The 24,031-nt window shown below is 56.5% G+C and carries 24 protein-coding genes; 23 read left to right on the plus strand and 1 reads right to left on the minus strand.

The window, feature by feature from the left end:
- Positions 1 to 30: 30 nt before the first annotated feature.
- On the minus strand, positions 31 to 1,551 hold the full coding sequence (dnaA, locus tag ACYZTS_RS07250) for a chromosomal replication initiator protein DnaA (protein WP_461995028.1): 1,521 nt from the start codon (positions 1,549 to 1,551) through the stop codon (positions 31 to 33).
- 565 nt (positions 1,552 to 2,116) lie between these two features.
- Here dnaA and rpmH point away from each other — a divergent pair.
- The 23 genes from rpmH to ACYZTS_RS07365 all read left to right on the plus strand — a co-directional run bounded on the left by rpmH (position 2,117) and on the right by ACYZTS_RS07365 (position 23,925).
- Complete coding sequence (gene rpmH, locus ACYZTS_RS07255; protein WP_003213577.1) at positions 2,117 to 2,251, plus strand: 50S ribosomal protein L34; 135 nt, start codon at positions 2,117 to 2,119, stop codon at positions 2,249 to 2,251.
- 16 nt (positions 2,252 to 2,267) lie between these two features.
- Entirely contained in the window at positions 2,268 to 2,669 is a 402-nt protein-coding gene (gene rnpA, locus ACYZTS_RS07260; RefSeq protein WP_028620331.1) for a ribonuclease P protein component, read from the plus strand.
- Positions 2,662 to 2,907: a membrane protein insertion efficiency factor YidD gene (yidD, locus tag ACYZTS_RS07265; protein WP_010207715.1), complete on the plus strand. Its 246-nt coding sequence runs from the start codon at positions 2,662 to 2,664 to the stop codon at positions 2,905 to 2,907. Before rnpA ends, yidD begins: the two co-directional genes overlap by 8 nt.
- Before the next feature lie 2 nt (positions 2,908 to 2,909).
- Entirely contained in the window at positions 2,910 to 4,598 is a 1,689-nt protein-coding gene (gene yidC, locus ACYZTS_RS07270; RefSeq protein ID WP_028620330.1) for a membrane protein insertase YidC, read from the plus strand.
- An 80-nt stretch (positions 4,599 to 4,678) separates the two neighbouring features.
- The gene (gene mnmE / locus ACYZTS_RS07275; RefSeq protein ID WP_461995030.1) at positions 4,679 to 6,049 is read left to right on the plus strand and encodes a tRNA uridine-5-carboxymethylaminomethyl(34) synthesis GTPase MnmE; all 1,371 of its coding nucleotides are present in this window, start codon (positions 4,679 to 4,681) and stop codon (positions 6,047 to 6,049) included.
- A 553-nt stretch (positions 6,050 to 6,602) separates the two neighbouring features.
- Positions 6,603 to 8,501: a tRNA uridine-5-carboxymethylaminomethyl(34) synthesis enzyme MnmG gene (gene mnmG / locus ACYZTS_RS07280; protein WP_461995032.1), complete on the plus strand. Its 1,899-nt coding sequence runs from the start codon at positions 6,603 to 6,605 to the stop codon at positions 8,499 to 8,501.
- Positions 8,498 to 9,142 (plus strand): 16S rRNA (guanine(527)-N(7))-methyltransferase RsmG, encoded by a 645-nt coding sequence (rsmG, locus tag ACYZTS_RS07285; RefSeq protein ID WP_028620327.1) that lies wholly within the window; start codon positions 8,498 to 8,500, stop codon positions 9,140 to 9,142. Before mnmG ends, rsmG begins: the two co-directional genes overlap by 4 nt.
- An 18-nt stretch (positions 9,143 to 9,160) precedes the next feature.
- Positions 9,161 to 9,958 (plus strand): ParA family protein, encoded by a 798-nt coding sequence (locus tag ACYZTS_RS07290; protein WP_028620326.1) that lies wholly within the window; start codon positions 9,161 to 9,163, stop codon positions 9,956 to 9,958.
- 9 nt (positions 9,959 to 9,967) lie between these two features.
- Positions 9,968 to 10,840: a ParB/RepB/Spo0J family partition protein gene (locus ACYZTS_RS07295; protein WP_028620325.1), complete on the plus strand. Its 873-nt coding sequence runs from the start codon at positions 9,968 to 9,970 to the stop codon at positions 10,838 to 10,840.
- Positions 10,841 to 10,988: 148 nt separating this feature from the next.
- Positions 10,989 to 11,396 carry a F0F1 ATP synthase subunit I gene (locus ACYZTS_RS07300; RefSeq protein WP_028620324.1) on the plus strand — a complete coding sequence of 136 codons (408 nt, stop codon included), beginning with the start codon at positions 10,989 to 10,991 and terminating at the stop codon, positions 11,394 to 11,396.
- Between the two features lie 16 nt (positions 11,397 to 11,412).
- Entirely contained in the window at positions 11,413 to 12,282 is an 870-nt protein-coding gene (atpB, locus tag ACYZTS_RS07305) for a F0F1 ATP synthase subunit A (protein ID WP_028620323.1), read from the plus strand.
- Between the two features lie 131 nt (positions 12,283 to 12,413).
- On the plus strand, positions 12,414 to 12,671 hold the full coding sequence (gene atpE / locus ACYZTS_RS07310; protein WP_002555987.1) for a F0F1 ATP synthase subunit C: 258 nt from the start codon (positions 12,414 to 12,416) through the stop codon (positions 12,669 to 12,671).
- 56 nt (positions 12,672 to 12,727) lie between these two features.
- The gene (locus ACYZTS_RS07315) at positions 12,728 to 13,198 is read left to right on the plus strand and encodes a F0F1 ATP synthase subunit B (protein WP_008027535.1); all 471 of its coding nucleotides are present in this window, start codon (positions 12,728 to 12,730) and stop codon (positions 13,196 to 13,198) included.
- Positions 13,199 to 13,210: 12 nt separating this feature from the next.
- Positions 13,211 to 13,747: a F0F1 ATP synthase subunit delta gene (locus tag ACYZTS_RS07320; RefSeq protein ID WP_008155712.1), complete on the plus strand. Its 537-nt coding sequence runs from the start codon at positions 13,211 to 13,213 to the stop codon at positions 13,745 to 13,747.
- Positions 13,748 to 13,768: 21 nt separating this feature from the next.
- On the plus strand, positions 13,769 to 15,313 hold the full coding sequence (gene atpA, locus ACYZTS_RS07325; RefSeq protein ID WP_008155713.1) for a F0F1 ATP synthase subunit alpha: 1,545 nt from the start codon (positions 13,769 to 13,771) through the stop codon (positions 15,311 to 15,313).
- A 50-nt stretch (positions 15,314 to 15,363) separates the two neighbouring features.
- Positions 15,364 to 16,224 carry a F0F1 ATP synthase subunit gamma gene (gene atpG, locus ACYZTS_RS07330; RefSeq protein WP_150582364.1) on the plus strand — a complete coding sequence of 287 codons (861 nt, stop codon included), beginning with the start codon at positions 15,364 to 15,366 and terminating at the stop codon, positions 16,222 to 16,224.
- A 27-nt stretch (positions 16,225 to 16,251) separates the two neighbouring features.
- Complete coding sequence (atpD, locus tag ACYZTS_RS07335; RefSeq protein WP_028620320.1) at positions 16,252 to 17,631, plus strand: F0F1 ATP synthase subunit beta; 1,380 nt, start codon at positions 16,252 to 16,254, stop codon at positions 17,629 to 17,631.
- 45 nt (positions 17,632 to 17,676) lie between these two features.
- Positions 17,677 to 18,102, plus strand: a complete 426-nt coding sequence (locus ACYZTS_RS07340; protein ID WP_028620319.1) for a F0F1 ATP synthase subunit epsilon — start codon at positions 17,677 to 17,679, stop codon at positions 18,100 to 18,102.
- A 118-nt stretch (positions 18,103 to 18,220) separates the two neighbouring features.
- Entirely contained in the window at positions 18,221 to 19,588 is a 1,368-nt protein-coding gene (gene glmU, locus ACYZTS_RS07345; RefSeq protein WP_461995037.1) for a bifunctional UDP-N-acetylglucosamine diphosphorylase/glucosamine-1-phosphate N-acetyltransferase GlmU, read from the plus strand.
- Between the two features lie 188 nt (positions 19,589 to 19,776).
- On the plus strand, positions 19,777 to 20,550 hold the full coding sequence (locus tag ACYZTS_RS07350) for a DeoR/GlpR family DNA-binding transcription regulator (RefSeq protein ID WP_461995039.1): 774 nt from the start codon (positions 19,777 to 19,779) through the stop codon (positions 20,548 to 20,550).
- 1 nt (position 20,551) lies between these two features.
- Positions 20,552 to 22,384 carry a glutamine--fructose-6-phosphate transaminase (isomerizing) gene (gene glmS / locus ACYZTS_RS07355; protein WP_028620316.1) on the plus strand — a complete coding sequence of 611 codons (1,833 nt, stop codon included), beginning with the start codon at positions 20,552 to 20,554 and terminating at the stop codon, positions 22,382 to 22,384.
- 189 nt (positions 22,385 to 22,573) lie between these two features.
- On the plus strand, positions 22,574 to 22,975 hold the full coding sequence (locus ACYZTS_RS07360; protein ID WP_461995041.1) for an NUDIX hydrolase: 402 nt from the start codon (positions 22,574 to 22,576) through the stop codon (positions 22,973 to 22,975).
- A gap of 47 nt (positions 22,976 to 23,022) precedes the next feature.
- Positions 23,023 to 23,925, plus strand: coding sequence for a LysR family transcriptional regulator (locus ACYZTS_RS07365; RefSeq protein ID WP_461995043.1), 903 nt, complete (start codon positions 23,023 to 23,025; stop codon positions 23,923 to 23,925).
- The last annotated feature ends 106 nt before the right edge of the window (positions 23,926 to 24,031 follow it).

A 24,031-nucleotide genomic window follows, 5' to 3' on the forward strand; every position in this document is an offset into this window, starting at 1 on the left:
CCTTGCCTTAATAAGCTGCGCTGGTGTTCATCAAGTAGTCAGTGTACGCAGCAGGTTCTTGTAGTCCTCGCGGATGTCCGCGTCGGATTCCTTGAGTTCGTTGATCTTGCGGCAGGCGTGCAAAACGGTCGTGTGGTCGCGGCCGCCAAACACATCGCCGATTTCCGGCAGGCTGTGGTTAGTCAACTCCTTGGACAACGCCATGGCAACCTGACGCGGACGAGCGACCGAGCGTGAACGACGCTTGGATAGCAAATCCGAAATCTTGATTTTGTAGTACTCGGCGACCGTGCGCTGAATGTTATCCACAGAGACCAGTTTGTCTTGAAGTGCCAAAAGGTCCTTCAGGGATTCACGAATCAGCTCGATGGTGATGTCGCGGCCCATGAAGTGCGAATGGGCGATCACGCGTTTCAGCGCGCCTTCCAGCTCGCGGACGTTGGAGCGAATGCGCTGGGCAATGAAGAACGCAGCATCGTGCGGCAGATCGACTTTGGCCTGATCGGCCTTTTTCATCAGGATTGCTACACGTGTCTCCAGCTCCGGCGGCTCGACAGCAACCGTCAAGCCCCAGCCAAAGCGAGATTTCAAGCGCTCTTCCAGGCCTTCGATTTCTTTTGGATAGCGGTCACTGGTAAGAATGACCTGCTGACCACCTTCAAGCAACGCGTTGAAGGTGTGGAAGAATTCTTCCTGCGAGCGCTCCTTGCGGGCGAAAAACTGAATGTCATCGATCAGCAGTGCATCTACCGAACGATAGAAACGCTTGAATTCGTTGATCGCGTTCAGTTGCAGCGCCTTGACCATGTCGGCCACGAAACGCTCGGAATGCAGGTACACGACCTTGGCGTTCGGATTCTTCTTTAACAGATGGTTACCCACAGCATGCATCAAGTGCGTCTTACCCAAACCAACACCGCCATAAAGGAAGAGCGGGTTGTAACCGTGCTTGGGATTGTCTGCGACCTGCCAGGCAGCTGCGCGTGCCAGCTGGTTGGACTTACCCTCAACGAAGTTTTCGAAGGTGAAGGTACGGTTCAGGTAACTGGTGTGCTTGAGCGCACCTTCGACCTGGACCGTGCGCTGCTCGGAACGAATCGGAGCTTGCTGCGAACTGGCGCCTGCCATCGGGTCGAAGCTGTCGCGAGACGGCTCCTCGCTCATGTCGGCGAGTTTTTGCGTGGAGCGCTTGGTCGGTGCGGCTACAGGTGAGACTTGCGGCGCATTGACCGGGGCATGAGTTATCTGAGCCTGCGAGGCCGCAGCGGCCAGCGGCGCATTCGGTGCAGCACGTGGTGCTGAACTGCGCTTGCTGCCTATTAACAAGGAGAGCGCAGGCGCGAGGCCATTGCCATGCTCGTCGAGCAATTCCATGACCCGGCCCAGGTACTTTTCGTTGACCCAGTCGAGCACAAACCGATTCGGCGCGTAAACACGCAGTTCGTCGCCTTCGGCTTCGACCTGTAGTGGACGGATCCAAGTGTTGAATTGTTGGGCAGGCAGCTCGTCGCGCAAAAGCTCCACGCACTGCTGCCAAAGTTCCACTGACACGGATATCCCCTAAGTCGAAAGCCGGTGAGGCAAAAACAAGCGGCCATTGTAGCGATGAGACGCCGACTTATCCACACGAAGGTTGCCTTGAAACCATGATGACCGAGTGTAACGCACGGTAAAAAGACGACCAGTGGTCTGTGAATAAGCTCTGTGGATAACCTCACTTAAGGCCATTGCACAAGTAGGGGCAAAACCCAGTGGATAACCAGCCTGTGGATAAACAGGTGATTCACCCACAGGTTATCCGACAGTGCAGCACAGCCTGACCACCGTTTTCCACGGTAGTTGTCATTCTCTGTACATCACGTTTTTAAAGGTCTCGACTGGGTTATCCACAGAAGATCGGGTCCCTAGCTTTTATAAGCTTTACAGAAAAGCTTTAAATACTTTCTTTCTTAATTTTTATATTGAGTGATGGCCTGAGGCGCAAAATCTTCAGCGGATCTATTTATAAGGAAACGTTGGTTGGAAATTGACCTGAAGGCTTGCTTTCTCTAGAATCCCCGGTCTCTTAAAACGGGGGCCATTCCGGCCCGTTGTGGACGAACCAGGTAACACGACAATGAAACGTACTTTCCAACCAAGCACTATCAAACGCGCTCGTACCCACGGTTTCCGTGCTCGCATGGCAACCAAAAACGGTCGCGCAGTCCTGTCGCGTCGTCGCGCCAAAGGTCGTGCGCGTCTGGCAGTTTGATAATCCGGCACTGGAGGTGAGTCAGGACTTCAGTCGGGAAAAGCGTTTGCTTACCCCCCGGCATTTCAAGGCAGTCTTTGACTCCCCTACCGGCAAGGTTCCGGGGAAAAATCTCCTGCTCCTTGCGCGCAATAACGATCTTGATCACCCCCGTCTCGGGCTGGTTATCGGGAAAAAGAGCGTCAAGCTCTCCGTCGAGCGCAATCGCCTCAAACGTCTGATGCGCGAATCGTTTCGTCTGAACCAGGATTCTCTGGTCGGCTGGGACATTGTTATCGTCGCGCGCAAAGGTTTGGGCGACGTAGAAAACCCCGAATTGATTCAGCATTTCGGCAAACTCTGGAAGCGTCTGGCACGCAGCACGCCAGTGCCGGCAGTCAAAACCGAAACTGTAGGGGTAGACAGTCCCGATGCGTAAACTGGCACTCGTTCCGATCCAGTTTTATCGCTATGCCATCAGTCCTCTGATGGCCAGTCACTGTCGTTTCTACCCCAGCTGTTCCTGCTACGCGTTAGAAGCCATAGAAAATCATGGCCTTCTGCGCGGTGGCTGGCTGACCTTTCGTCGTTTAGGTCGCTGTCATCCGTGGAATCCCGGTGGTTATGACCCGGTTCCGCCTATCCCTACCTCCCGTTCTTCTTCGATGGCCGAGTAATCATGGATATCAAACGCACGATCCTGATCGTCGCCCTGGCAATCGTGTCCTACGTTATGGTTCTTAAATGGAACCAGGACTATGGCCAGACTGCCCTGCCGACTCAGAATGTTGCTTCCAGTACTACCGCACCGGGCCTACCGGACACGGCGACTGGCAATAATGCTTCTGTCAGTGACGACATTCCCCGCGCCGCAAGCGATACCAGCGCTACTGCACCTACTGAAACTCCGGTAGCTGCGAGCAAAGACCTCATCCAGATCAAAACGGATGTGCTCGATCTGGCAGTCGATCCACAAGGTGGCGATGTCGCTCAGCTGAAATTGCCGCTGTATCCACGTCGTCAGGATCATCCGGAAATTCCGTTCCAGCTGTTTGATAACGGCGGTGAACTGACTTACCTGGCGCAAAGCGGTCTGATTGGCACCAATGGTCCGGACGCAAGCCCGGCCGGTCGTCCGGTTTACGCTTCGGAGAAGAAGGTTTATCAACTGGCTGACGGTCAGGACCAATTGGTCGTAGACCTGAAGTTCAGCAAGGACGGCGTCAATTACATCAAGCGTTTCACGCTTAAACGTGGCCTGTATGACGTTACAGTTTCCTACCTGATCGATAACCAGAGCGCACAGCCCTGGTCCGGTGCGATGTTTGCGCAGTTGAAGCGCGACGCCAGTTCCGATCCATCTTCGACTACCGCTACCGGTACCGCGACTTACCTGGGCGCAGCCCTGTGGACAAGTGGCGAGCCGTACAAGAAAGTGTCCATGAAGGACATGGACAAGGCGCAGTTGAAGGAAACCGTCAGCGGTGGTTGGGTTGCCTGGTTGCAGCACTACTTCGTGACTGCGTGGATTCCGGCCAAGGGCGAAAACAACGTCGTCCAGACCCGTAAAGACAGCAAAGGCAACTACATCATTGGTTACACCGGCCCGGCAATGTCCGTCGCGCCAGGTGCCAAAGCCGAAACCAGTGCCGTTCTGTACGCCGGCCCGAAAAGCCAGGCTGTGCTGAAAGAGTTATCCCCAGGTCTGGAGCTGACTGTCGATTACGGCATTCTGTGGTTCATTGCCCAGCCAATCTTCTGGCTGCTGCAACACATCCACGCGCTCGTTGGTAACTGGGGCTGGTCGATTATTTTCCTGACCATGCTGATCAAAGGGATCTTCTTCCCGCTGTCGGCCGCCAGCTACAAATCCATGGCGCGCATGCGTGCAGTGGCGCCGAAACTTGCTGCCTTGAAAGAGCAACATGGCGATGACCGGCAGAAAATGTCGCAAGCCATGATGGAGTTGTACAAGAAAGAGAAGATCAATCCGCTGGGTGGTTGCTTGCCAATCCTCGTGCAGATGCCGGTTTTCCTGTCGCTGTACTGGGTTCTGCTCGAAAGCGTCGAGATGCGCCAAGCGCCGTTCATGCTGTGGATTACTGACCTGTCGATCAAGGATCCGTTCTTCATTCTGCCGATCATCATGGGTGCAACCATGTTCATCCAGCAGCAGTTGAACCCGACTCCTCCGGATCCGATGCAGGCGAAGGTCATGAAAATGATGCCAATCATTTTCACCTTCTTCTTCCTGTGGTTCCCGGCTGGTCTGGTGCTGTACTGGGTGGTCAACAACTGCCTGTCCATCGCCCAACAGTGGTACATCACGCGTAAAGTCGAATTGGCTGCGAAAAAAGCCGAGGCGTAACTTACTCTGTGGACAACACCACTCAAAACGCCCCCTAGTGGGGCGTTTTGCTATCTGTCACTTTATCGGGAAACCGGTTTATGAGCGTACCTCGTGAAACCATTGCTGCCGTCGCCACCGCCCAAGGTCGAGGCGGCGTGGGCATTGTCCGTATTTCCGGGCCGCTGGCGAGCGCCGCGGCCAAAGCTTTCAGCGGTCGTGAGTTAAAACCGCGCTTTGCCCACTATGGCGCATTCCTCGGTGAAGACGATGAGGTACTGGATCAGGGCATCGCCCTGTATTTCCCCGGTCCGAACTCATTTACCGGTGAGGATGTGCTGGAGCTTCAAGGTCATGGTGGTCCGGTTGTGCTGGACATGCTGCTCAAGCGTTGCCTTGAACTGGGCTGCCGTCTTGCTCGCCCGGGGGAATTCAGCGAGCGTGCCTTCCTCAATGACAAGCTCGACTTGGCACAGGCTGAAGCTATCGCAGACCTGATCGAGGCGAGTTCAGCACAGGCTGCGCGCAATGCATTGCGATCGTTGCAGGGCGCCTTTTCCGAGCGTGTGCATAGCCTGACCGAGCAATTGATCGGACTGCGCATCTATGTCGAGGCCGCAATCGACTTTCCGGAAGAAGAAATCGACTTTCTCGCGGACGGCCACGTCCTGAGCATGCTCGACAAAGTTCGCGAGGAGTTATCCACCGTGCTGCGTGAAGCCGGGCAGGGGGCATTGCTGCGTGACGGCATGACGGTGGTGATTGCCGGACGACCGAATGCCGGCAAATCCAGCCTGTTAAATGCTTTGGCCGGCCGCGAGGCTGCGATCGTCACTGAGATTGCCGGCACTACCCGTGACATTCTCCGCGAACATATCCACATCGATGGTATGCCGCTGCATGTGGTCGACACTGCAGGCCTGCGCGCTACCGATGACCAGGTTGAGAAGATCGGCGTCGAGCGGGCGCTGAAAGCCATTGGAGAAGCCGACCGGGTGTTATTGGTCGTCGACGCCACTGCCCCTGAAGCGCTGGATCCTTTTGCGTTGTGGCCTGAGTTTCTCGAGGTCCGCCCCGACCCGGCGAAGGTTACGCTAATTCGAAACAAGGCAGATCTGACCGGTGAAGCCATTGCGATGGAGGTCAGTGACGATGGCCACGTCACTTTAAGCTTGAGCGCCAGGTCGGCCGGTGAAGGACTGGAGTTACTGCGCGAACACCTCAAGGCCTGCATGGGCTATGAGCAGACGTCAGAGAGCAGCTTCAGTGCTCGCAGGCGTCACCTAGACGCGCTACGCCATGCCAGCGCTTCCCTTGAGCATGGTCGTGCACAACTGACCTTGGCTGGAGCCGGAGAACTGCTGGCCGAAGATCTTCGACAAGCGCAGCATTCTTTAGGTGAAATCACCGGCGCCTTCAGCTCCGATGATCTGCTGGGCAGGATATTTTCCAGCTTCTGCATCGGTAAATAGACCTTCCTCCGATCCCCAGACAGGTGTAACGCGCCTGTCTGTCTTGTCTTTTCATGAAAACATTTCCCTCCCTGCCGAGCAGATTCCTCAGCTCATGCGGATTTTTCGCGCCTGCAATTCTCCGTTCTACACATTTTCCGGGTTTAAGCCCTGTGAATAACTGCCCCTAAGATCAGTTGATAACAGGGCGTGAAAACTGCAGATAACTGCCCCTGTGGATAAGCACCCCATTCATCCACAGGCTTAAACCGGTTATCCAACGCGCTTATGGCCACATGGGCACAGGGTTTTGAATCTCTGTACACAGCGTGAATAAAGGGATACAGAGATCTATCCACAGAAAACATGCTCAGTAGAAATAAACATAAAAACAAAGATTTAATAAATTTCTTTCTTTTTAATTTCTATAACCGCGAGTTTTCCACAGCTGGTCGAATTTTGTGCAAAGGGTTCTTTAGGGAGGGCGAAGTCCCTATACTTGCCGACCAGGTTCGAAAACCTGTGCTCTTACTATTTTCTGATTACCTGATTTGAAGCAGGCACGAGGTGCGTGGTGGATTTCCCTTCCCGTTTTGAAGTGATCGTCATCGGTGGCGGTCATGCCGGTACCGAGGCAGCACTGGCGTCTGCACGCATGGGGGCAAAAACCCTGTTGCTGACGCATAACGTGGAAACCCTCGGTGCCATGAGCTGCAACCCTGCCATTGGCGGGATTGGCAAAAGCCATCTGGTCAAGGAAATCGATGCCCTCGGCGGCGCGATGGCCATGGCTACCGACAAAGGTGGTATTCAATTTCGCGTGCTGAACAGCCGTAAAGGCCCGGCCGTCCGTGCAACTCGCGCACAGGCTGACCGGGTTCTGTACAAGGCTGCCGTTCGCGAAACACTGGAAAACCAGCCGAACCTGTGGATATTTCAACAAGCCGCTGATGACTTGATCGTCGAGCAGGAGCAGGTCCGTGGTGTCGTCACCCAAATGGGCCTGCGTTTCCTCGCCAATTCGGTGGTTTTGACCACCGGCACGTTTCTTGGCGGACTTATCCACATCGGCATGCAGAATTATTCCGGCGGTCGTGCTGGCGATCCTCCGTCGATTGCCCTGGCCCACCGTTTGCGCGAATTGCCTTTGCGCGTCGGACGCCTGAAAACCGGGACACCGCCGCGTATCGACGGCCGTTCTGTGGATTTCTCGGTGATGACCGAGCAGGCAGGCGATACGCCGATCCCGGTGATGTCGTTCATGGGCTCCAGGGAACAGCATCCTAAGCAGGTGAGCTGCTGGATTACCCACACGAATGCGCGGACACACGAAATCATCACGGCCAACCTCGACCGTTCGCCGATGTATTCCGATGCCGGTTTGATCGAAGGCATTGGCCCGCGTTATTGCCCGTCGATCGAAGACAAGATTCATCGCTTTGCCGACAAGGAAAGCCATCAGGTCTTCATCGAACCGGAAGGCCTGACCACTCACGAGCTGTACCCGAACGGGATTTCCACATCCTTGCCGTTCGACGTGCAATTGCAGATCGTGCAATCGATTCGCGGCATGGAAAATGCGCACATCGTTCGCCCTGGCTACGCCATCGAGTACGACTATTTCGACCCGCGTGATCTGAAATACAACCTGGAAACCAAAGTCATCGGCGGATTGTTTTTCGCCGGGCAAATCAACGGCACCACCGGTTACGAAGAGGCCGGTGCCCAAGGTTTGCTCGCCGGTGCCAACGCAGCGCTGCGCGCCCAGGGCAAAGACGCCTGGTGTCCGCGTCGTGACGAAGCGTACATCGGGGTGTTGGTTGATGACCTGATTACTCTCGGTACTCAAGAGCCTTACCGGATGTTCACCTCCCGTGCCGAGTACCGCCTGATCTTGCGCGAAGACAACGCCGACCTTCGTCTGACCGAAAAGGGTCGCGAGCTGGGTCTTGTCGACGACGCCCGCTGGGCTGCGTTCTGCACCAAGCGCGAAAGCATTACGGTGGAAGAACAGCGCTTGAAAAGCACCTGGGTTCGCCCCGGCACGCAGCAGGGCAATGCGATATCCGAAAAATTTGGCACCCCGCTGACCCATGAATACAACTTGCTCAATTTGCTCAGCCGTCCTGAAATCGACTATGCGGGCCTGATTTCCGTGACTGGCGACGGGGCGGAAGATCCACAAGTTGCCGAGCAGGTCGAGATCAAGACGAAATACGCCGGTTACATCGACCGTCAACAGGATGAGATCGCCCGGCTGCGCGCCAGCGAAAATACCAAACTGCCTGTGGATATCGATTACACGAATATTTCCGGTCTCTCCAAAGAGATCCAGGGCAAGCTCGGTGCGACCCGTCCAGAGACACTGGGCCAGGCGTCGCGCATTCCGGGCGTCACTCCGGCAGCGATTTCGCTGTTGATGATCCATTTGAAAAAACGCGGCGCGGGCCGTCAGCTGGAGCAAAGCGCTTGAGTTCGTTGGTCACCTCGCAACACGCCGAAGAGTTATCCACAGGTGCCCGCCAGCTCGGCGTCACGTTGAGTGAAGCCCAGCACGAGCAATTGCTGGGTTACCTGGCCCTGTTGATCAAATGGAACAAGGCTTACAACCTGACTGCCGTGCGCGATCCGGATGAAATGGTCTCGCGTCACTTGCTGGATAGTCTGAGCGTGATGTCGTTCATCGAAAACGGTCGCTGGCTGGACGTCGGCAGCGGCGGCGGTATGCCGGGTATCCCGTTGGCGATCCTGTTTCCGCAGTCGCAGGTCACGTGCCTGGACAGTAACGGCAAGAAAACCCGCTTTTTGACTCAGGTCAAACTCGAATTGAAACTGGATAATCTGCAAGTTATCCACAGTCGCGTTGAAGCTTTCCAGCCTGCACAGCCGTTCAACGGGATCATTTCCCGGGCGTTCAGCAGCATGGAAAACTTCAGCAACTGGACGCGCCACCTTGGCGATGCAGATACGCGCTGGTTGGCAATGAAGGGCGTTCATCCGGCCGATGAGCTGGTAGCATTGCCGGCAGATTTTTACCTCGATAGCGAACACGCCTTGGCCGTACCTGGTTGCCAAGGCCAACGCCATCTGCTGATACTGCGCCGCACGGCATGATTGGGAACACACGCAAGAATGGCTAAGGTATTCGCGATAGCGAACCAAAAGGGTGGTGTGGGCAAAACCACCACCTGTATCAACCTCGCAGCTTCGCTTGTCGCTACCAAGCGACGGGTGCTGTTGATCGATCTCGATCCACAAGGCAACGCCACCATGGGTAGCGGTGTGGATAAACACGGGCTGGAAAATTCGATTTACGATGTGCTCATCGGCGAGTGCGATCTGGGCCAGGCCATGCACTATTCCGAGCATGGTGGTTACCAGCTGTTACCAGCCAACCGCGACCTCACCGCCGCGGAAGTTGTGCTGCTGGAAATGCAGATGAAGGAAAGTCGTCTGCGCAGCGCTTTGGCACCGATTCGTGAAAACTACGATTACATTTTGATCGACTGCCCTCCGTCGCTGTCGATGCTCACGCTCAATGCGCTGGTCGCCGCCGATGGGGTCATCATCCCCATGCAGTGCGAGTACTTCGCGCTGGAAGGCTTGAGTGACCTTGTGGATAACATCAAGCGCATCGCTGAATTGCTCAACCCGAACCTGAAAGTCGAAGGCCTGTTGCGGACGATGTACGACCCGCGGCTGAGCCTGATGAATGACGTCTCGGCACAGCTCAAGGAACATTTCGGCGATCAGCTCTACGACACCGTGATTCCGCGTAACATCCGTCTGGCAGAAGCACCCAGCTACGGCATGCCCGCATTGGCGTACGACAAGTCGTCGCGGGGCGCTATCGCCTATCTGGCATTGGCGGGCGAGATGGTTCGTCGTCAGCGCAAAAACTCACGCACCGCCGCTGCTCAGCCAACTTAAGGAATCCCCATGGCCGTCAAGAAACGAGGTCTCGGACGTGGACTGGATGCACTGCTGAGCGGTCCGACTGTCAGCTCGCTGGAAGAACAAGCGGTGCAAGCCGATCAACGTGAGTTGCAGCATTTGCCGCTTGACCTGATCCAGCGCGGCAAATACCAGCCACGCCGGGACATGGACCCACAGGCGCTCGAAGAGCTGGCGCATTCGATCAAGGCCCAAGGTGTGATGCAGCCGATCGTGGTGCGTCCGATTGGTGGCGGTCGTTTCGAGATCATTGCCGGCGAACGTCGCTGGCGTGCCAGCCAGCAGGCAGGCCAGGAAACCATTCCGGCGATGGTGCGCGATGTGCCGGATGAAACCGCGATCGCCATGGCGCTGATCGAGAACATCCAGCGTGAAGACCTCAATCCGATCGAAGAAGCGGTCGCGTTGCAGCGTTTGCAGCAGGAATTCCAGCTGACGCAGCAACAAGTCGCCGAGGCGGTGGGCAAGTCGCGAGTGACTGTTGCCAACCTGCTGCGCTTGATTGCGTTGCCGGAAGTGATCAAAACCATGCTGTCGCACGGCGACCTGGAAATGGGTCATGCACGTGCCTTGCTCGGTTTGCCGGAGAATCAACAGGTTGAAGGGGCGCGACACGTTGTCGCACGAGGCCTGACTGTGCGCCAAACCGAGGCACTGGTTCGTCAGTGGCTGAGTGGCAAACCGGAGCCGCTGGAACCGTCAAAACCGGACCCGGATATCGCGCGACTCGAGCAGCGCCTGGCCGAGCGCCTAGGCTCTGCGGTGCAGATTCGTCACGGGAAGAAAGGGAAAGGGCAGTTGGTGATCGGTTATAACTCCCTGGATGAACTTCAAGGTGTGCTCGCACACATCCGCTGAAACATTTACTCATGTAGCGTGCAGTCGGAAATCACTACCTGACAGTTGAATAGGGGCAGAACCGCCCCTATACTCTGCGCGCATTTTGTCGGCACAAATTATGCCAAGTTATTGAATTCTGGCAGCCGGCCATTGGGGAGTAATTGTGATGGAAAGCCGCACGCCAAACCGCTTGCCGTTCCATCGCCTGGCAGTATTTCCGGTGTTAATGGCTCAATTCGTGGTTTTGCTGATTGCCACTTTGGCGCTCTGGCAATGGCACGGAGTCGTTGCCGGGTACTCGGGACTTTGCGGAGGCCTGATAGCCTTGCTGCCCAATGTTTATTTCGCTCACAGGGCATTTCGGTTTTCCGGCGCCCGAGCAGCTCAAGCCATCGTCCGGTCTTTTTATGCCGGTGAGGCGGGCAAACTGATTTTGACGGCAGTGCTTTTTGCATTGACGTTCGCAGGTGTGAAGCCATTGGCGCCGATAGCTGTATTCGGTGTCTTCGTGTTGACCCAACTGGTCAGCTGGTTCGCGCCCCTGCTGATGAGAACAAGACTTTCGAGACCTTAGGGCGTTTGAGGCAACCATGGCAGAGACAACCGCTTCGGGCTATATCCAGCACCACTTGCAGAACCTGACCTTCGGTCAGCACCCAACTGGCGGGTGGGGTTTTGCCCACACCGCAGCAGAAGCCAAGGAAATGGGCTTCTGGGCTTTCCACGTCGATACTCTCGGCTGGTCGGTCGCGTTGGGTCTGATTTTCGTTCTTCTTTTCCGCATGGCGGCGAAGAAGGCGACTTCGGGTCAGCCTGGTGCTTTGCAGAACTTCGTTGAAGTATTGGTCGAATTCGTCGATGGCAGCGTGAAGGACAGCTTCCATGGCCGTAGCCCGGTGATTGCACCGTTGGCACTGACCATCTTCGTCTGGGTCTTCCTGATGAACGCCGTCGACCTTATCCCGGTTGACTGGATTCCTCAGCTGGCCATCCTGATCACTGGCGATCCACACATTCCGTTCCGTGCGGTATCGACCACTGACCCGAACGCTACCCTGGGCATGGCCCTGTCGGTGTTCGCGTTGATCATTTTCTACAGCATCAAGGTCAAGGGCATCGGCGGCTTCATCGGCGAACTGACCCTGCACCCGTTTGGCAGCAAGAACATTTTCCTGCAAGCGCTGTTGATTCCGGTCAACTTCCTGCTGGAGTTCGTGACGCTGATCGCCAAGCCGATTTCGCTGGCACTGCGACTGTTCGGCAACATGTATGCCGGCGAGCTGGTCTTCATTCTGATTGCTGTTATGTTCGGCAGCGGTCTGCTCTGGCTTAGCGGCCTGGGCGTAGTTCTGCAGTGGGCGTGGGCTGTGTTCCACATCCTGATCATCACCCTGCAGGCGTTTATCTTCATGATGCTGACCATCGTTTACCTGTCGATGGCGCACGAAGAGAACCATTAAGACCAGTCTCGACTAGTCTGATGTCCCACCCGGTGAAACGGGTGGGTGCCCACCAGGGCATGAAACGATTTGTTTTACCGCTTTAAAATCTAAAAAACCTAAACCATACGACGTAAAAGTCGGGAGGAAAGATGGAAACTGTAGTTGGTCTAACCGCTATCGCTGTTGCACTGTTGATCGGCCTGGGCGCACTGGGTACCGCAATTGGTTTCGGCCTGTTGGGTGGCAAGTTCCTGGAAGGCGCAGCGCGTCAGCCAGAAATGGTTCCAATGCTGCAAGTCAAAATGTTCATCGTTGCCGGCCTGCTCGACGCCGTAACCATGATCGGTGTTGGTATCGCTCTGTTCTTCACCTTCGCGAACCCATTCGTTGGTCAACTCGCTGGCTAATTACTCGAACCTTCGAGTGATTGGTTTGATGTGCAACGAACGAGCGAGGTGTTGGCGTGAACATTAATGCAACCCTGATTGGCCAGTCCGTTGCGTTCTTCATTTTTGTACTGTTTTGCATGAAGTTCGTGTGGCCTCCGGTCATCGCGGCTTTGCACGAACGTCAGAAGAAGATCGCGGATGGACTGGACGCTGCCGCCCGAGCAGCTCGCGACCTGGAGTTGGCCCAAGATAAAGCGGGTCAACAACTGCGCGAAGCTAAGGCTCAAGCAGCTGAAATCATTGAGCAGGCCAAGAAACGCGGTAACCAGATCGTCGAAGAGGCTGTTGAAAAAGCCCGTATCGACGCTGACCGTGTGAAGGTTCAGGCTCAGGCCGAGATCGAGCAGGAACTGAACAGTGTCAAAGATGCGCTGCGTGCCCAATTGGGTGCTCTGGCCGTCGGCGGCGCCGAGAAGATCCTGGGTGCCACAATCGATCAAAACGCGCACGCGGAGCTGGTAAACAAACTGGCTGCTGAAATTTAAGCGAGGGCGATCATGGCAGAATTGACCACGTTGGCCCGACCTTACGCTAAGGCAGCCTTCGAGCACGCCCAGGCCCACCAGCAACTGGCCTCTTGGTCAGCCATGCTCGGCCTGGCTGCAGCAGTGTCGCAAGACGACACCATGCAGCGCGTGCTCAAGGCCCCGCGACTGACGAGCGCAGACAAGGCCGCCACGTTTATTGACGTGTGCGGCGACAAGTTTGATGTGAAGGCACAGAACTTCATCAACGTCGTTGCCGAAAACGACCGTCTCCCGCTTTTGCCGGAGATTGCCGCTCTGTTTGACCTGTACAAGGCCGAACAAGAGAAATCGGTAGACGTTGAAGTGACCAGTGCTTTCGCATTGAACCAAGAACAGCAAGACAAACTCGCCAAGGTTCTCAGTGCACGACTCAACCGGGAAGTGCGCCTGCAAGTCGAGGAAGACAAATCCCTTATCGGGGGCATTGTCATCCGCGCCGGCGACCTGGTTATCGATGGCTCGGTTCGCGGCAAACTCGCAAACCTTGCCGAAGCATTGAAATCTTGAGTTTGAAGGGGCAGCAGAGCAATGCAGCAACTCAATCCTTCCGAAATAAGTGAAATTATCAAGGGCCGCATCGACAAGCTCGATGTGACCTCCCAAGCCCGTAACGAAGGCACAGTCGTCAGCGTATCTGACGGTATCGTGCGGATTCACGGTCTGGCCGACGTAATGTACGGCGAGATGATCGAGTTTCCGGGCGGCGTCTTCGGTATGGCTCTCAACCTCGAGCAAGACTCCGTAGGTGCCGTTGTATTGGGCTCCTATCAGTCTCTGGCTGAAGGCATGAGCGCCAAGTGCACTGGCCGCATCCTCGAAGTTCCGGTTGGTAAGGAACTGCTGGGTCGCGTAGTCGACGCACTGGGTAACCCTGTTGACGGCAAAGGTCCGCTGAACAACACCGAGACCGATGCGGTCGAGAAAGTTGCTCCAGGCGTGATCTGGCGTAAGTCGGTAGACCAGCCTGTACAGACTGGCTACAAGGCTGTCGATGCCATGATTCCTGTCGGCCGTGGCCAGCGTGAGCTGATCATCGGTGACCGTCAGATCGGTAAAACCGCTCTGGCGATCGACGCGATCATCAACCAGAAAAACAGCGGTATTTTCTGCGTCTACGTAGCGATCGGTCAGAAGCAATCGACCATCGCCAACGTGGTTCGCAAGCTGGAAGAAAACGGCGCGCTGGCTAACACCATCGTTGTCGCAGCGAGCGCTTCGGAATCTGCAGCACTGCAGTTCCTGGCTCCGTACTCCGGTTGCACCATGGGTGAATTCTTCCGCGACCGCGGTGAAGACGCGCTGATCGTTTATGACGATCTGTCCAAGCAAGCAGTGGCTTACCGCCAGATTTCCCTGCTGCTGCGCCGTCCACCAGGCCGTGAAGCTTACCCAGGCGACGTGTTCTATCTCCACTCCCGTCTGCTGGAGCGCGCATCCCGCGTTTCGGAAGAATACGTAGAGAAGTTCACCAACGGCGCAGTGACCGGCAAAACCGGTTCCCTGACCGCACTGCCGATCATCGAAACCCAGGCTGGCGACGTTTCCGCGTTCGTTCCGACCAACGTGATTTCGATCACCGACGGTCAGATCTTCCTGGAATCGGCCATGTTCAACTCCGGGATCCGTCCTGCAGTGAACGCCGGTGTTTCGGTATCCCGTGTGGGTGGTGCCGCTCAGACCAAGATCATCAAGAAGCTCTCCGGTGGTATCCGTACCGCTCTGGCTCAGTACCGTGAACTGGCGGCATTCGCCCAGTTCGCTTCTGACCTGGACGAAGCGACCCGTAAGCAACTTGAGCATGGTCAGCGCGTTACCGAGCTGATGAAGCAGAAGCAATACGCACCAATGTCGATTGCTGACATGGCGCTGTCGCTGTATGCCGCTGAGCGTGGGTTCCTGACTGACGTTGAAATCGCCAAGATCGGCAGCTTCGAACAAGCGCTGATTGCTTTCTTCAACCGCGATCACGCCGATTTGATGGCGAAGATCAACGTGAAGGGTGACTTCAATGACGAAATCGACGCTGGCATGAAAGCCGGTATCGAGAAGTTCAAGGCCACCCAAACCTGGTAAGCCGCAGCGGGAGCCGCAAGGCTCCCGCTTGCTAACCTGATAGGTGTTACATGGCAGGCGCAAAAGAGATTCGCAGTAAGATTGCGAGCATCAAAAGCACGCAAAAGATTACCAGCGCCATGGAAAAAGTGGCGGTCAGTAAAATGCGCAAGGCACAAATGCGCATGGCTGCTAGCCGTCCTTACGCGGAGCGCATCCGCCAGGTTATTGGTCATCTGGCCAACGCCAACCCGGAATATCGCCACCCGTTCATGCTCGACCGTGAAGTAAAGCGCGTCGGTTATGTCGTGGTGAGCAGTGACCGTGGTCTGTGTGGTGGCTTGAACACCAACCTGTTCAAGGCTTTGGTCAAGGACATGGCGGTAAACCGCGAAAACGGCGTCGAGATCGATCTGTGTGTTGTTGGTAGCAAGGGTGCGGCTTTCTTCCGCAACTTCGGCGGTAACGTCGTAGCAGCTATCAGCCACCTGGGTGAAGAGCCGTCGATCAATGATTTGATCGGCAGCGTCAAGGTGATGCTGGATGCCTACCTGGACGGCCGTATTGATCGCCTGTCCGTGGTATCCAACAAGTTCATCAACACCATGACGCAACAGCCTACCGTGGAGCAGTTGATTCCACTGGTGGCAACCCCGGAACAGGAACTCAAGCACCACTGGGATTATCTGTACGAACCGGACGCCAAAGAGCTGCTTGACGGCTTGATGGTCCGCTACGTGGAGTCGCAGGTCTACCAGGCGGTGGTCGAGAACAACGCGGCTGAACAAGCTGCGCGGATGATCGCGATGAAGAACGCTACCGACAACGCCGGTGATTTGATCAGCGATTTGCAGCTGGTCTACAACAAGGCGCGTCAGGCTGCGATCACCCAAGAGATCTCGGAAATCGTCGGCGGCGCTGCCGCGGTTTAACGGTTCAAATATTCAGAGGATCCAGCTATGAGTAGCGGACGTATCGTTCAAATCATCGGCGCCGTTATCGACGTGGAATTTCCACGCGACAGCGTACCGAGCATCTACAACGCGCTGAAAGTACTGAGCGCGGCCGAAACCACCCTGGAAGTTCAGCAGCAGCTGGGCGACGGCGTGGTTCGTACCATTGCGATGGGTTCCACCGAGGGCTTGAAGCGCGGTCTGGAAGTCACCGACTCCGGCGCAGCCATCTCCGTACCGGTCGGTAAAGCGACGCTGGGCCGGATCATGGACGTTCTGGGTAACCCGATCGACGAAGCGGGTCCAATCGACACCGAAGAGCGCTGGGGCATTCACCGTCCTGCGCCAACCTTCGCTGAACAAGCGGGCGGCAACGACCTGCTGGAAACCGGCATCAAGGTTATCGACCTGGTTTGCCCGTTCGCCAAGGGCGGTAAAGTCGGTCTGTTCGGTGGTGCCGGTGTAGGCAAAACCGTAAACATGATGGAACTGATCCGTAACATCGCCATCGAGCACAGCGGTTATTCCGTGTTCGCCGGTGTGGGTGAGCGTACTCGTGAGGGTAACGACTTCTACCACGAGATGAAGGATTCCAACGTTCTGGACAAAGTGGCACTGGTTTACGGTCAGATGAACGAGCCGCCGGGTAACCGTCTGCGCGTAGCACTGACTGGCCTGACCATGGCCGAGAAGTTCCGTGACGAAGGTAACGACGTTCTGCTGTTCGTCGACAACATCTATCGTTACACCCTGGCCGGTACTGAAGTATCCGCACTGCTGGGCCGTATGCCTTCCGCAGTAGGTTACCAGCCGACCCTGGCCGAAGAGATGGGTACTCTGCAAGAGCGTATCACTTCGACCAAAAACGGTTCGATCACCTCGATCCAGGCGGTATACGTACCGGCGGATGACTTGACTGACCCGTCGCCAGCGACCACTTTCGCCCACTTGGACGCCACCGTCGTTCTGTCCCGTGACATCGCCTCCCTGGGTATCTACCCGGCGGTCGATCCACTCGACTCGACTTCGCGTCAGCTGGACCCGAACGTGATCGGCCAGGAACACTACGACACCGCTCGCGGCGTTCAGTATGTTCTGCAGCGTTACAAAGAACTGAAGGACATCATTGCGATCCTGGGTATGGACGAGCTGTCGGAAGCCGACAAGCAGTTGGTAAACCGTGCTCGTAAGATCCAGCGTTTCTTGTCGCAGCCGTTCTTCGTGGCTGAAGTCTTCACCGGTGCTTCGGGTAAGTACGTTTCCCTGAAAGACACCATTGCTGGCTTCAAAGGCATCCTCAACGGTGACTACGACCACCTGCCAGAACAAGCGTTCTACATGGTAGGCGGCATCGAAGAAGCGATCGAGAAAGCCAAGAAACTGTAATCCCGGCGCCCGGTAACGGGCGCTAATTTAGTTTGAGGCAATCAGATGGCTATGACAGTCCATTGCGATATCGTCAGCGCGGAAGGGGAAATCTTCTCCGGCCTGGTCGAGATGGTGATTGCGCACGGTGCACTCGGTGATCTTGGTATCGCCCTGGGCCACGCGCCGCTGATCACTAATCTCAAACCGGGTCCGATCCGCCTGGTCAAGCAGGGCGGGGAAGAGGAGGTGTATTACATCTCCGGCGGTTTCCTCGAGGTTCAGCCGAACATGGTTAAGGTTCTTGCCGACACCGTGCAGCGTGCTGCCGACCTGGACGAAGCCTCCGCTCAGGAAGCCGTTAAGGCTGCCGAGAAGGCCTTGCATGAGCGGGGCGCGGAATTCGATTACGGTTCTGCTGCCGCACGTCTGGCCGAGGCAACAGCTCAGCTGCGCACCGTCCAGCAGATCCGCAAGAAGTTTGGCCACTAACAGGCCATCACTTGTTGCGCGATTGATAAAAAAGGGTAGCCTCGGCTACCCTTTTTTCTTTTTTCGATTTTCATAAACCCGGTCACAGCCGCTGACCACCCAGGATTGGTAGCCAGTCATGTCTCTCGAAATTGTTATTCTCGCTGCTGGTCAGGGCACTCGCATGCGTTCGGCTCTGCCGAAAGTTTTGCATCCGATAGCCGGCAACTCGATGCTTGGCCATGTTATCCACAGCGCACGTCAACTTGATCCGCAGCGCATCCACGTGGTGATCGGCCACGGTGCCGATGCTGTACGTGATCGTCTGGCCGCCGATGATCTGAATTTCGTCCTGCAGGACAAACAGCTGGGCACTGGCCACGCCGTGGCTCAAGCGGTGCCGTTCATTAAAGCCGACACTGTGTTGATTCTTTACGGTGACGTGCCGCTGATCGAAGTCGAGACATTGCAGCGCCTGCTCAAGCAGGTTGCCCCGCAGCAACTCGGTTTGCTCACAGTTGAACTGGACGATCCGACGGGCTACGGCCGCATTGTCCGAAACGCCGATGGCAAAGTAACTGCCATCGTCGAGCAGAAAGATGCCAACGAAACCGAGCTCGCGATCAGCGAAGGCAACACAGGTATTCTGGCGCTGCCTTTTGCGCAACTGGGTGGCTGGATGAGTCGTCTGTCCAACAACAACGCCCAAGGCGAGTATTACCTGACCGACGTCATTGCGATGGCGGTCAGCGACGGCTTGGTGGTGGCGACCGAACAGCCACACGACGCGATGGAAGTGCAGGGCGCCAATGATCGCAAGCAGCTTTCCGAGCTGGAGCGTCACTATCAATTGCGCGCCGGCCGCCGCTTGATGGCTCAAGGTGTCACCTTGCGCGATCCGGCACGTTTCGATGTTCGTGGCGAAGTCACTGTCGGGCGTGACGTGCTGATCGACATCAATGTGATTCTTGAGGGCAAGGTCGTTATTGAAGACGACGTTATCATCGGCCCGAATTGCGTGATCAAGGACAGCACCCTGCGCAAAGGCGCAGTGATCAAAGCCAACAGTCACATCGACGGCGCGATTCTCGGTGAAGGCAGTGATGCTGGCCCGTTTGCACGCCTGCGTCCGGGTACGGTGCTGGATGCGCGCGCGCATGTGGGTAACTTTGTCGAGCTGAAAAATGCTCACTTGGGCGAAGGCGCCAAAGCCGGTCATCTGACTTACCTGGGCGATGCCGAGGTCGGCGCTCGCACCAACGTTGGCGCGGGTACGATCACTTGCAACTACGACGGTGCCAACAAGTGGAAGACCGTTTTGGGCGAGGACGTGTTCATCGGTTCCAACAATTCGTTGGTAGCCCCTGTGGAAATCGCCAACGGTGCGACTACTGCAGCCGGGTCGACCATCACTCAGAATGTGGATAACTCACAGTTGGCGGTGGGCCGTGCACGTCAGCGCAACATCGACGGCTGGAAACGTCCGGAGAAAATCAAAAAGCCGTAAGTTATCCACAACCCTGTAGGAGCTGGCTTGCCAGCGCTCAGATCGATGCGATACGTCAGATGAGACGCATCGCCAGGAAGCCGGCTTCTACAGGTCTCACAAAAGCCATTTCATCGTTCTCGCTTGACGAAGTTTCGCTAATAGGTTTTGATTGCTTACGTTATCTTTCGAATCGAAACTTACTCGTCATGTCGAAACGCAATACACCACAACGTCGCCACAACATAATTGCCTTGCTCAACGCGCAGGGTGAAGTGAGTGTGGACGAACTGGCCAAGCGGTTCGAAACTTCGGAAGTTACGATTCGAAAGGATCTCGCAGCGCTGGAAACTCATGGTTTGCTGATGCGTCGTTACGGCGGTGCGATCACCATGCCTCAGGAATTGGTGGCCGATGTCGGGCAGCCAGTGTCCCGGCACAAACAGGCAATCGCCCGCGCAGCAGTTAAGCGGATCCGCGAGCACGCTCGAATCATCATCGACAGCGGCAGTACGACCGCTGCGATGATCCCGGAGCTGGGCCAGCAGCCAGGCCTGGTGGTCATGACCAACTCCCTGCACGTTGCCAAAGCCTTGAGCGAACTCGAACACGAGCCGGTGCTGTTGATGACCGGTGGCACCTGGGACCCGCATTCCGAGTCTTTCCAGGGTCAGGTCGCCGAGCAAGTTCTACGCTCCTATGACTTTGATCAGCTGTTCATCGGTGCCGATGGCATCGATCTATTGCGCGGTACCACGACTTTCAACGAATTACTCGGGCTGAGCCGTGTCATGGCTGAAGTCGCTCGGGAAGTCGTGGTGATGGTCGAGGCCGACAAGATCGGCCGCAAAATCCCCAACCTGGAACTGCCCTGGGGCAGCGTCCATACCCTTATTACAGATGATCGGCTGCCGCCCGAGGCACGCGATCAAATACAGGCTCGCGGCATCAATTTGATTTGCGCGCCGGTCCAGGAGAAATAGCATGTGTGGAATTGTTGGCGCAGTCGCAGAACGTAACATCACTGCCATCTTGCTCGAAGGCCTCAAGCGCCTGGAATACCGTGGTTACGACAGCGCCGGCGTGGCGGTCTATACCAACGATGAAAAGATCGAGCGCACCCGTCGTCCAGGCAAAGTCAGCGAGCTGGAAATTGCACTGGAAGCCGAGCCGCTTCTTGGTCGCCTGGGTATCGCGCACACTCGCTGGGCCACTCATGGCGCGCCTTGCGAACGCAATGCTCACCCGCATTTCTCCGGCGATCTGGCGGTGGTGCATAACGGCATCATTGAAAACCATGAAGCCCTGCGTGAACAACTCAAAGCCTTGGGTTACGTGTTCACCTCGGACACTGACACCGAGGTGATTGCACACCTGTTGAACCATAAACTCAAGGAACTGCCAGACCTGACCGTGGCCCTCAAAGCGACTGTCAAAGAGCTGCACGGTGCCTATGGCCTGGCCGTGATAAGCGCGAAGCAGCCGGACCGTCTGGTCGCGGCCCGTAGCGGCAGCCCGCTGGTCATCGGTTTGGGTATGGGCGAAAACTTCCTTGCTTCTGATCAGTTGGCCCTGCGTCAGGTCACCGACCGTTTCATGTACCTGGAAGAAGGCGATATCGCTGAAATCCGTCGCGATGAGGTGCAAATCTGGGACGTCAGCGGTGCAGCCGTCCAGCGTGAGACCGTGCAATACCGCGACGGTGCGGAAGCTGCTGACAAGGGCGAGTTCCGTCATTTCATGCTCAAGGAAATCCACGAGCAACCGGCCGTTGTGCAACGCACCCTCGAAGGCCGCTTGAGTCCGAATGGCGTGCTGGTACAGGCATTTGGTCCACAAGCTGCCGAGCTGTTTGCGAAAGTGCGCAACGTGCAAATCGTCGCCTGCGGCACCAGTTACCACGCGGGCATGGTTGCCCGTTACTGGCTGGAAGAACTGGCCGGCATCCCGTGCCAGGTGGAAGTGGCCAGTGAGTTCCGCTACCGCAAAGTTGTGGTGCAGCCTGATACATTGTTCGTGACCATTTCGCAGTCGGGTGAAACCGCTGACACTTTGGCCGCCCTGCGCAATGCCAAGGAGCTGGGTTTCCTCGCCAGCCTGGCCATCTGCAACGTCGGCATCAGCTCGCTGGTGCGCGAATCCGACCTGACACTGCTGACTCAAGCGGGTCGCGAAATTGGCGTAGCTTCCACCAAAGCGTTCACCACTCAACTGGTCGGTCTGTTGCTGCTGACCCTGTCCCTTGGCCAGGTTCGCGGCACCTTGGCCGAAGGCGTTGAAGCCACTCTGGTCGAAGAATTGCGCCGGCTGCCAACTCGTCTGGGTGAAGCCTTGGCCATGGACAGCACCGTCGAGAAAATCGCCGAGCTGTTTGCAGAGAAGAACCACACATTGTTCCTGGGTCGCGGTGCACAATTCCCGGTAGCGATGGAAGGCGCTCTCAAGCTCAAGGAAATCTCCTACATCCACGCTGAGGCTTATCCGGCCGGTGAATTGAAACACGGTCCGTTGGCGCTTGTGGATAACGACATGCCGGTGGTTACCGTCGCGCCGAACAACGAGCTGCTTGAGAAGCTCAAATCCAACCTTCAAGAAGTCCGCGCCCGCGGCGGCGAGCTGATCGTGTTTGCTGACGAGCAGGCTGGCATGACCAATGGCGAAGGCACGCACGTTGTGCACATGCCGCACATCCACGACATCCTCTCGCCGATCCTCTACACCATCCCGCTGCAGTTGCTGTCGTACTACGTTGCTGTGCTCAAAGGCACTGACGTTGATCAGCCGCGCAACCTGGCGAAGTCGGTGACTGTGGAATAAGTTATCCACAGCCCGGTCGATGTTACACAGCCGCTACACAGCTGCAGTATGGAGACCATCGATTGACCTCCAGTAGCCTGGACGATCTACTTACGCAGCCAGGAAACCCGACGGGTTTCCTGGCTTCGCGTTTCAGCCAAGCCAAGCAGCCGCTATCCACATCCTTCCACGGCTATCAAAGGCCAGTCCATGACCCGAACAATTCACATCGCCGCCGCTCTATTGATGGGCTCCGACGGCAGGACCCTCTTGGTACGCAAACGCAACACGGCTTTTTTCATGCAGCCCGGGGGTAAGATCGAACCCGGCGAACTGGCTGTGCAGGCCTTGGCCCGTGAGCTGGATGAAGAACTCGGCATTCAGATCGATACGGCTCAAGCGAAATTTTTAGGCGCTTTCAGTGCGCCCGCCGCTAACGAACCCGGCTTCGAGGTACGCTGCGAATTGTTCCGGGTTAACGTGAGCGCTCCGGTCCAGGCTGCCGCGGAGATTGAGTCGGCAATATGGGTCGACCGTGATAACTACGCACACTTACAGTTGGCACCCTTGACGCTTGATCATGTGATGCCGATTTATCTGAACCTGCGCTAGATCACCGCCAACGCAAACCCGGCAGCTGCAAACCGAGGACATGTCCAGTGGACCGATTTCAGGAAATGCAGGTGTTCGCCGCTGTTGCTCAGGATCAGGGGTTTTCTGCGGCGGCTCGGCGGTTAGGCATGTCGGCTGCCAGTGTCACTCGCGCTGTGGCAGCGTTGGAGAAACGCATCGGCACGCCGTTGCTGACGCGCACCACTCGCAGCGTGCACCTGAGCGAGGCGGGTCAACGCTACCTTGAGGATTGTCGAAGAATTCTCGCCGAAGTGCAGGAAGCCGAGGATTCGGCAGCAGGCAGTCACGCCCAACCGCGTGGGCAGTTGTCGATCACGGCATCGGTATTGTTTGGTGAATTGTTCGTGACGCCGGTTATGGTTGATTACCTGACTCGATTCCCCGACGTCACCATTAACGCATTGCTCCTTGATCGTGTGGTGAGCATGGCGGAGGAGGGCATCGATGTCGCCGTGCGCATTGCCGAATTGCCGGACAGCAACCAGCACGCGATCCGCGTCGGTGAAGTCCGGCGAGTGATTTGTGCGTCACCGCAATGTCTCGAGGCTTATGGCCGACCGCAGCATCCTCAAGGGCTGGCTGACGTGCCGATCGTTGCGACCTCGGCCATTGGTCAACAGCGCAGCTGGCCTTTTCAGGAAGCTGGAATGCCGCTGACGTTGCGCCCTGAACCTCGCCTGGTGGTGACGTCGAATCAGGCGGCCATTAACGCCGCCTGCCTGGGTCTGGGTTTCACTCGGGTGCTGTCTTATCAGGTCGCCAGCCGAGTGGCGGCGGGGGATCTGGAAATTGTTCTTGCCGATTTCGAGCTGCCGCCACAGCCCGTTCATGTGATCTACCAAGGCGGGCGTAAGGCTCCGGCGCGGATTCGCAGCTTTGTCGATCTGATGGTGGCAGCGTTGCGCGATCACCCCGCCTTGCACGTCTGAGGTTTATTGCACTGGCTGAAATAACGGATTGCAGCGAATGGTGATTCTGTTGGCGGGACGGCGAGAGGAAGATTGGCGGCTATTGGCGTTGATCTTCCTGAGTGGC

Source organism: Pseudomonas sp. TMB3-21, from assembly GCF_054898145.1.

What these genes read in the sequence shown, in the direction of transcription:
- rpmH (WP_003213577.1), top strand. Translation starts at nt 2,117, where the DNA reads ATGAAACGTACTTTCCAACCAAGCACTATCAAACGCGCTCGTACCCAC.
- yidD (WP_010207715.1), top strand. Translation starts at nt 2,662, where the DNA reads ATGCGTAAACTGGCACTCGTTCCGATCCAGTTTTATCGCTATGCCATC.
- yidC (WP_028620330.1), top strand. Translation starts at nt 2,910, where the DNA reads ATGGATATCAAACGCACGATCCTGATCGTCGCCCTGGCAATCGTGTCC.
- mnmE (WP_461995030.1), top strand. Translation starts at nt 4,679, where the DNA reads ATGAGCGTACCTCGTGAAACCATTGCTGCCGTCGCCACCGCCCAAGGT.
- ACYZTS_RS07290 (WP_028620326.1), top strand. Translation starts at nt 9,161, where the DNA reads ATGGCTAAGGTATTCGCGATAGCGAACCAAAAGGGTGGTGTGGGCAAA.
- ACYZTS_RS07295 (WP_028620325.1), top strand. Translation starts at nt 9,968, where the DNA reads ATGGCCGTCAAGAAACGAGGTCTCGGACGTGGACTGGATGCACTGCTG.
- ACYZTS_RS07300 (WP_028620324.1), top strand. Translation starts at nt 10,989, where the DNA reads ATGGAAAGCCGCACGCCAAACCGCTTGCCGTTCCATCGCCTGGCAGTA.
- atpB (WP_028620323.1), top strand. Translation starts at nt 11,413, where the DNA reads ATGGCAGAGACAACCGCTTCGGGCTATATCCAGCACCACTTGCAGAAC.
- atpE (WP_002555987.1), top strand. Translation starts at nt 12,414, where the DNA reads ATGGAAACTGTAGTTGGTCTAACCGCTATCGCTGTTGCACTGTTGATC.
- ACYZTS_RS07320 (WP_008155712.1), top strand. Translation starts at nt 13,211, where the DNA reads ATGGCAGAATTGACCACGTTGGCCCGACCTTACGCTAAGGCAGCCTTC.
- atpA (WP_008155713.1), top strand. Translation starts at nt 13,769, where the DNA reads ATGCAGCAACTCAATCCTTCCGAAATAAGTGAAATTATCAAGGGCCGC.
- atpG (WP_150582364.1), top strand. Translation starts at nt 15,364, where the DNA reads ATGGCAGGCGCAAAAGAGATTCGCAGTAAGATTGCGAGCATCAAAAGC.
- atpD (WP_028620320.1), top strand. Translation starts at nt 16,252, where the DNA reads ATGAGTAGCGGACGTATCGTTCAAATCATCGGCGCCGTTATCGACGTG.
- ACYZTS_RS07340 (WP_028620319.1), top strand. Translation starts at nt 17,677, where the DNA reads ATGGCTATGACAGTCCATTGCGATATCGTCAGCGCGGAAGGGGAAATC.
- glmU (WP_461995037.1), top strand. Translation starts at nt 18,221, where the DNA reads ATGTCTCTCGAAATTGTTATTCTCGCTGCTGGTCAGGGCACTCGCATG.
- ACYZTS_RS07350 (WP_461995039.1), top strand. Translation starts at nt 19,777, where the DNA reads ATGTCGAAACGCAATACACCACAACGTCGCCACAACATAATTGCCTTG.
- glmS (WP_028620316.1), top strand. Translation starts at nt 20,552, where the DNA reads ATGTGTGGAATTGTTGGCGCAGTCGCAGAACGTAACATCACTGCCATC.
- ACYZTS_RS07360 (WP_461995041.1), top strand. Translation starts at nt 22,574, where the DNA reads ATGACCCGAACAATTCACATCGCCGCCGCTCTATTGATGGGCTCCGAC.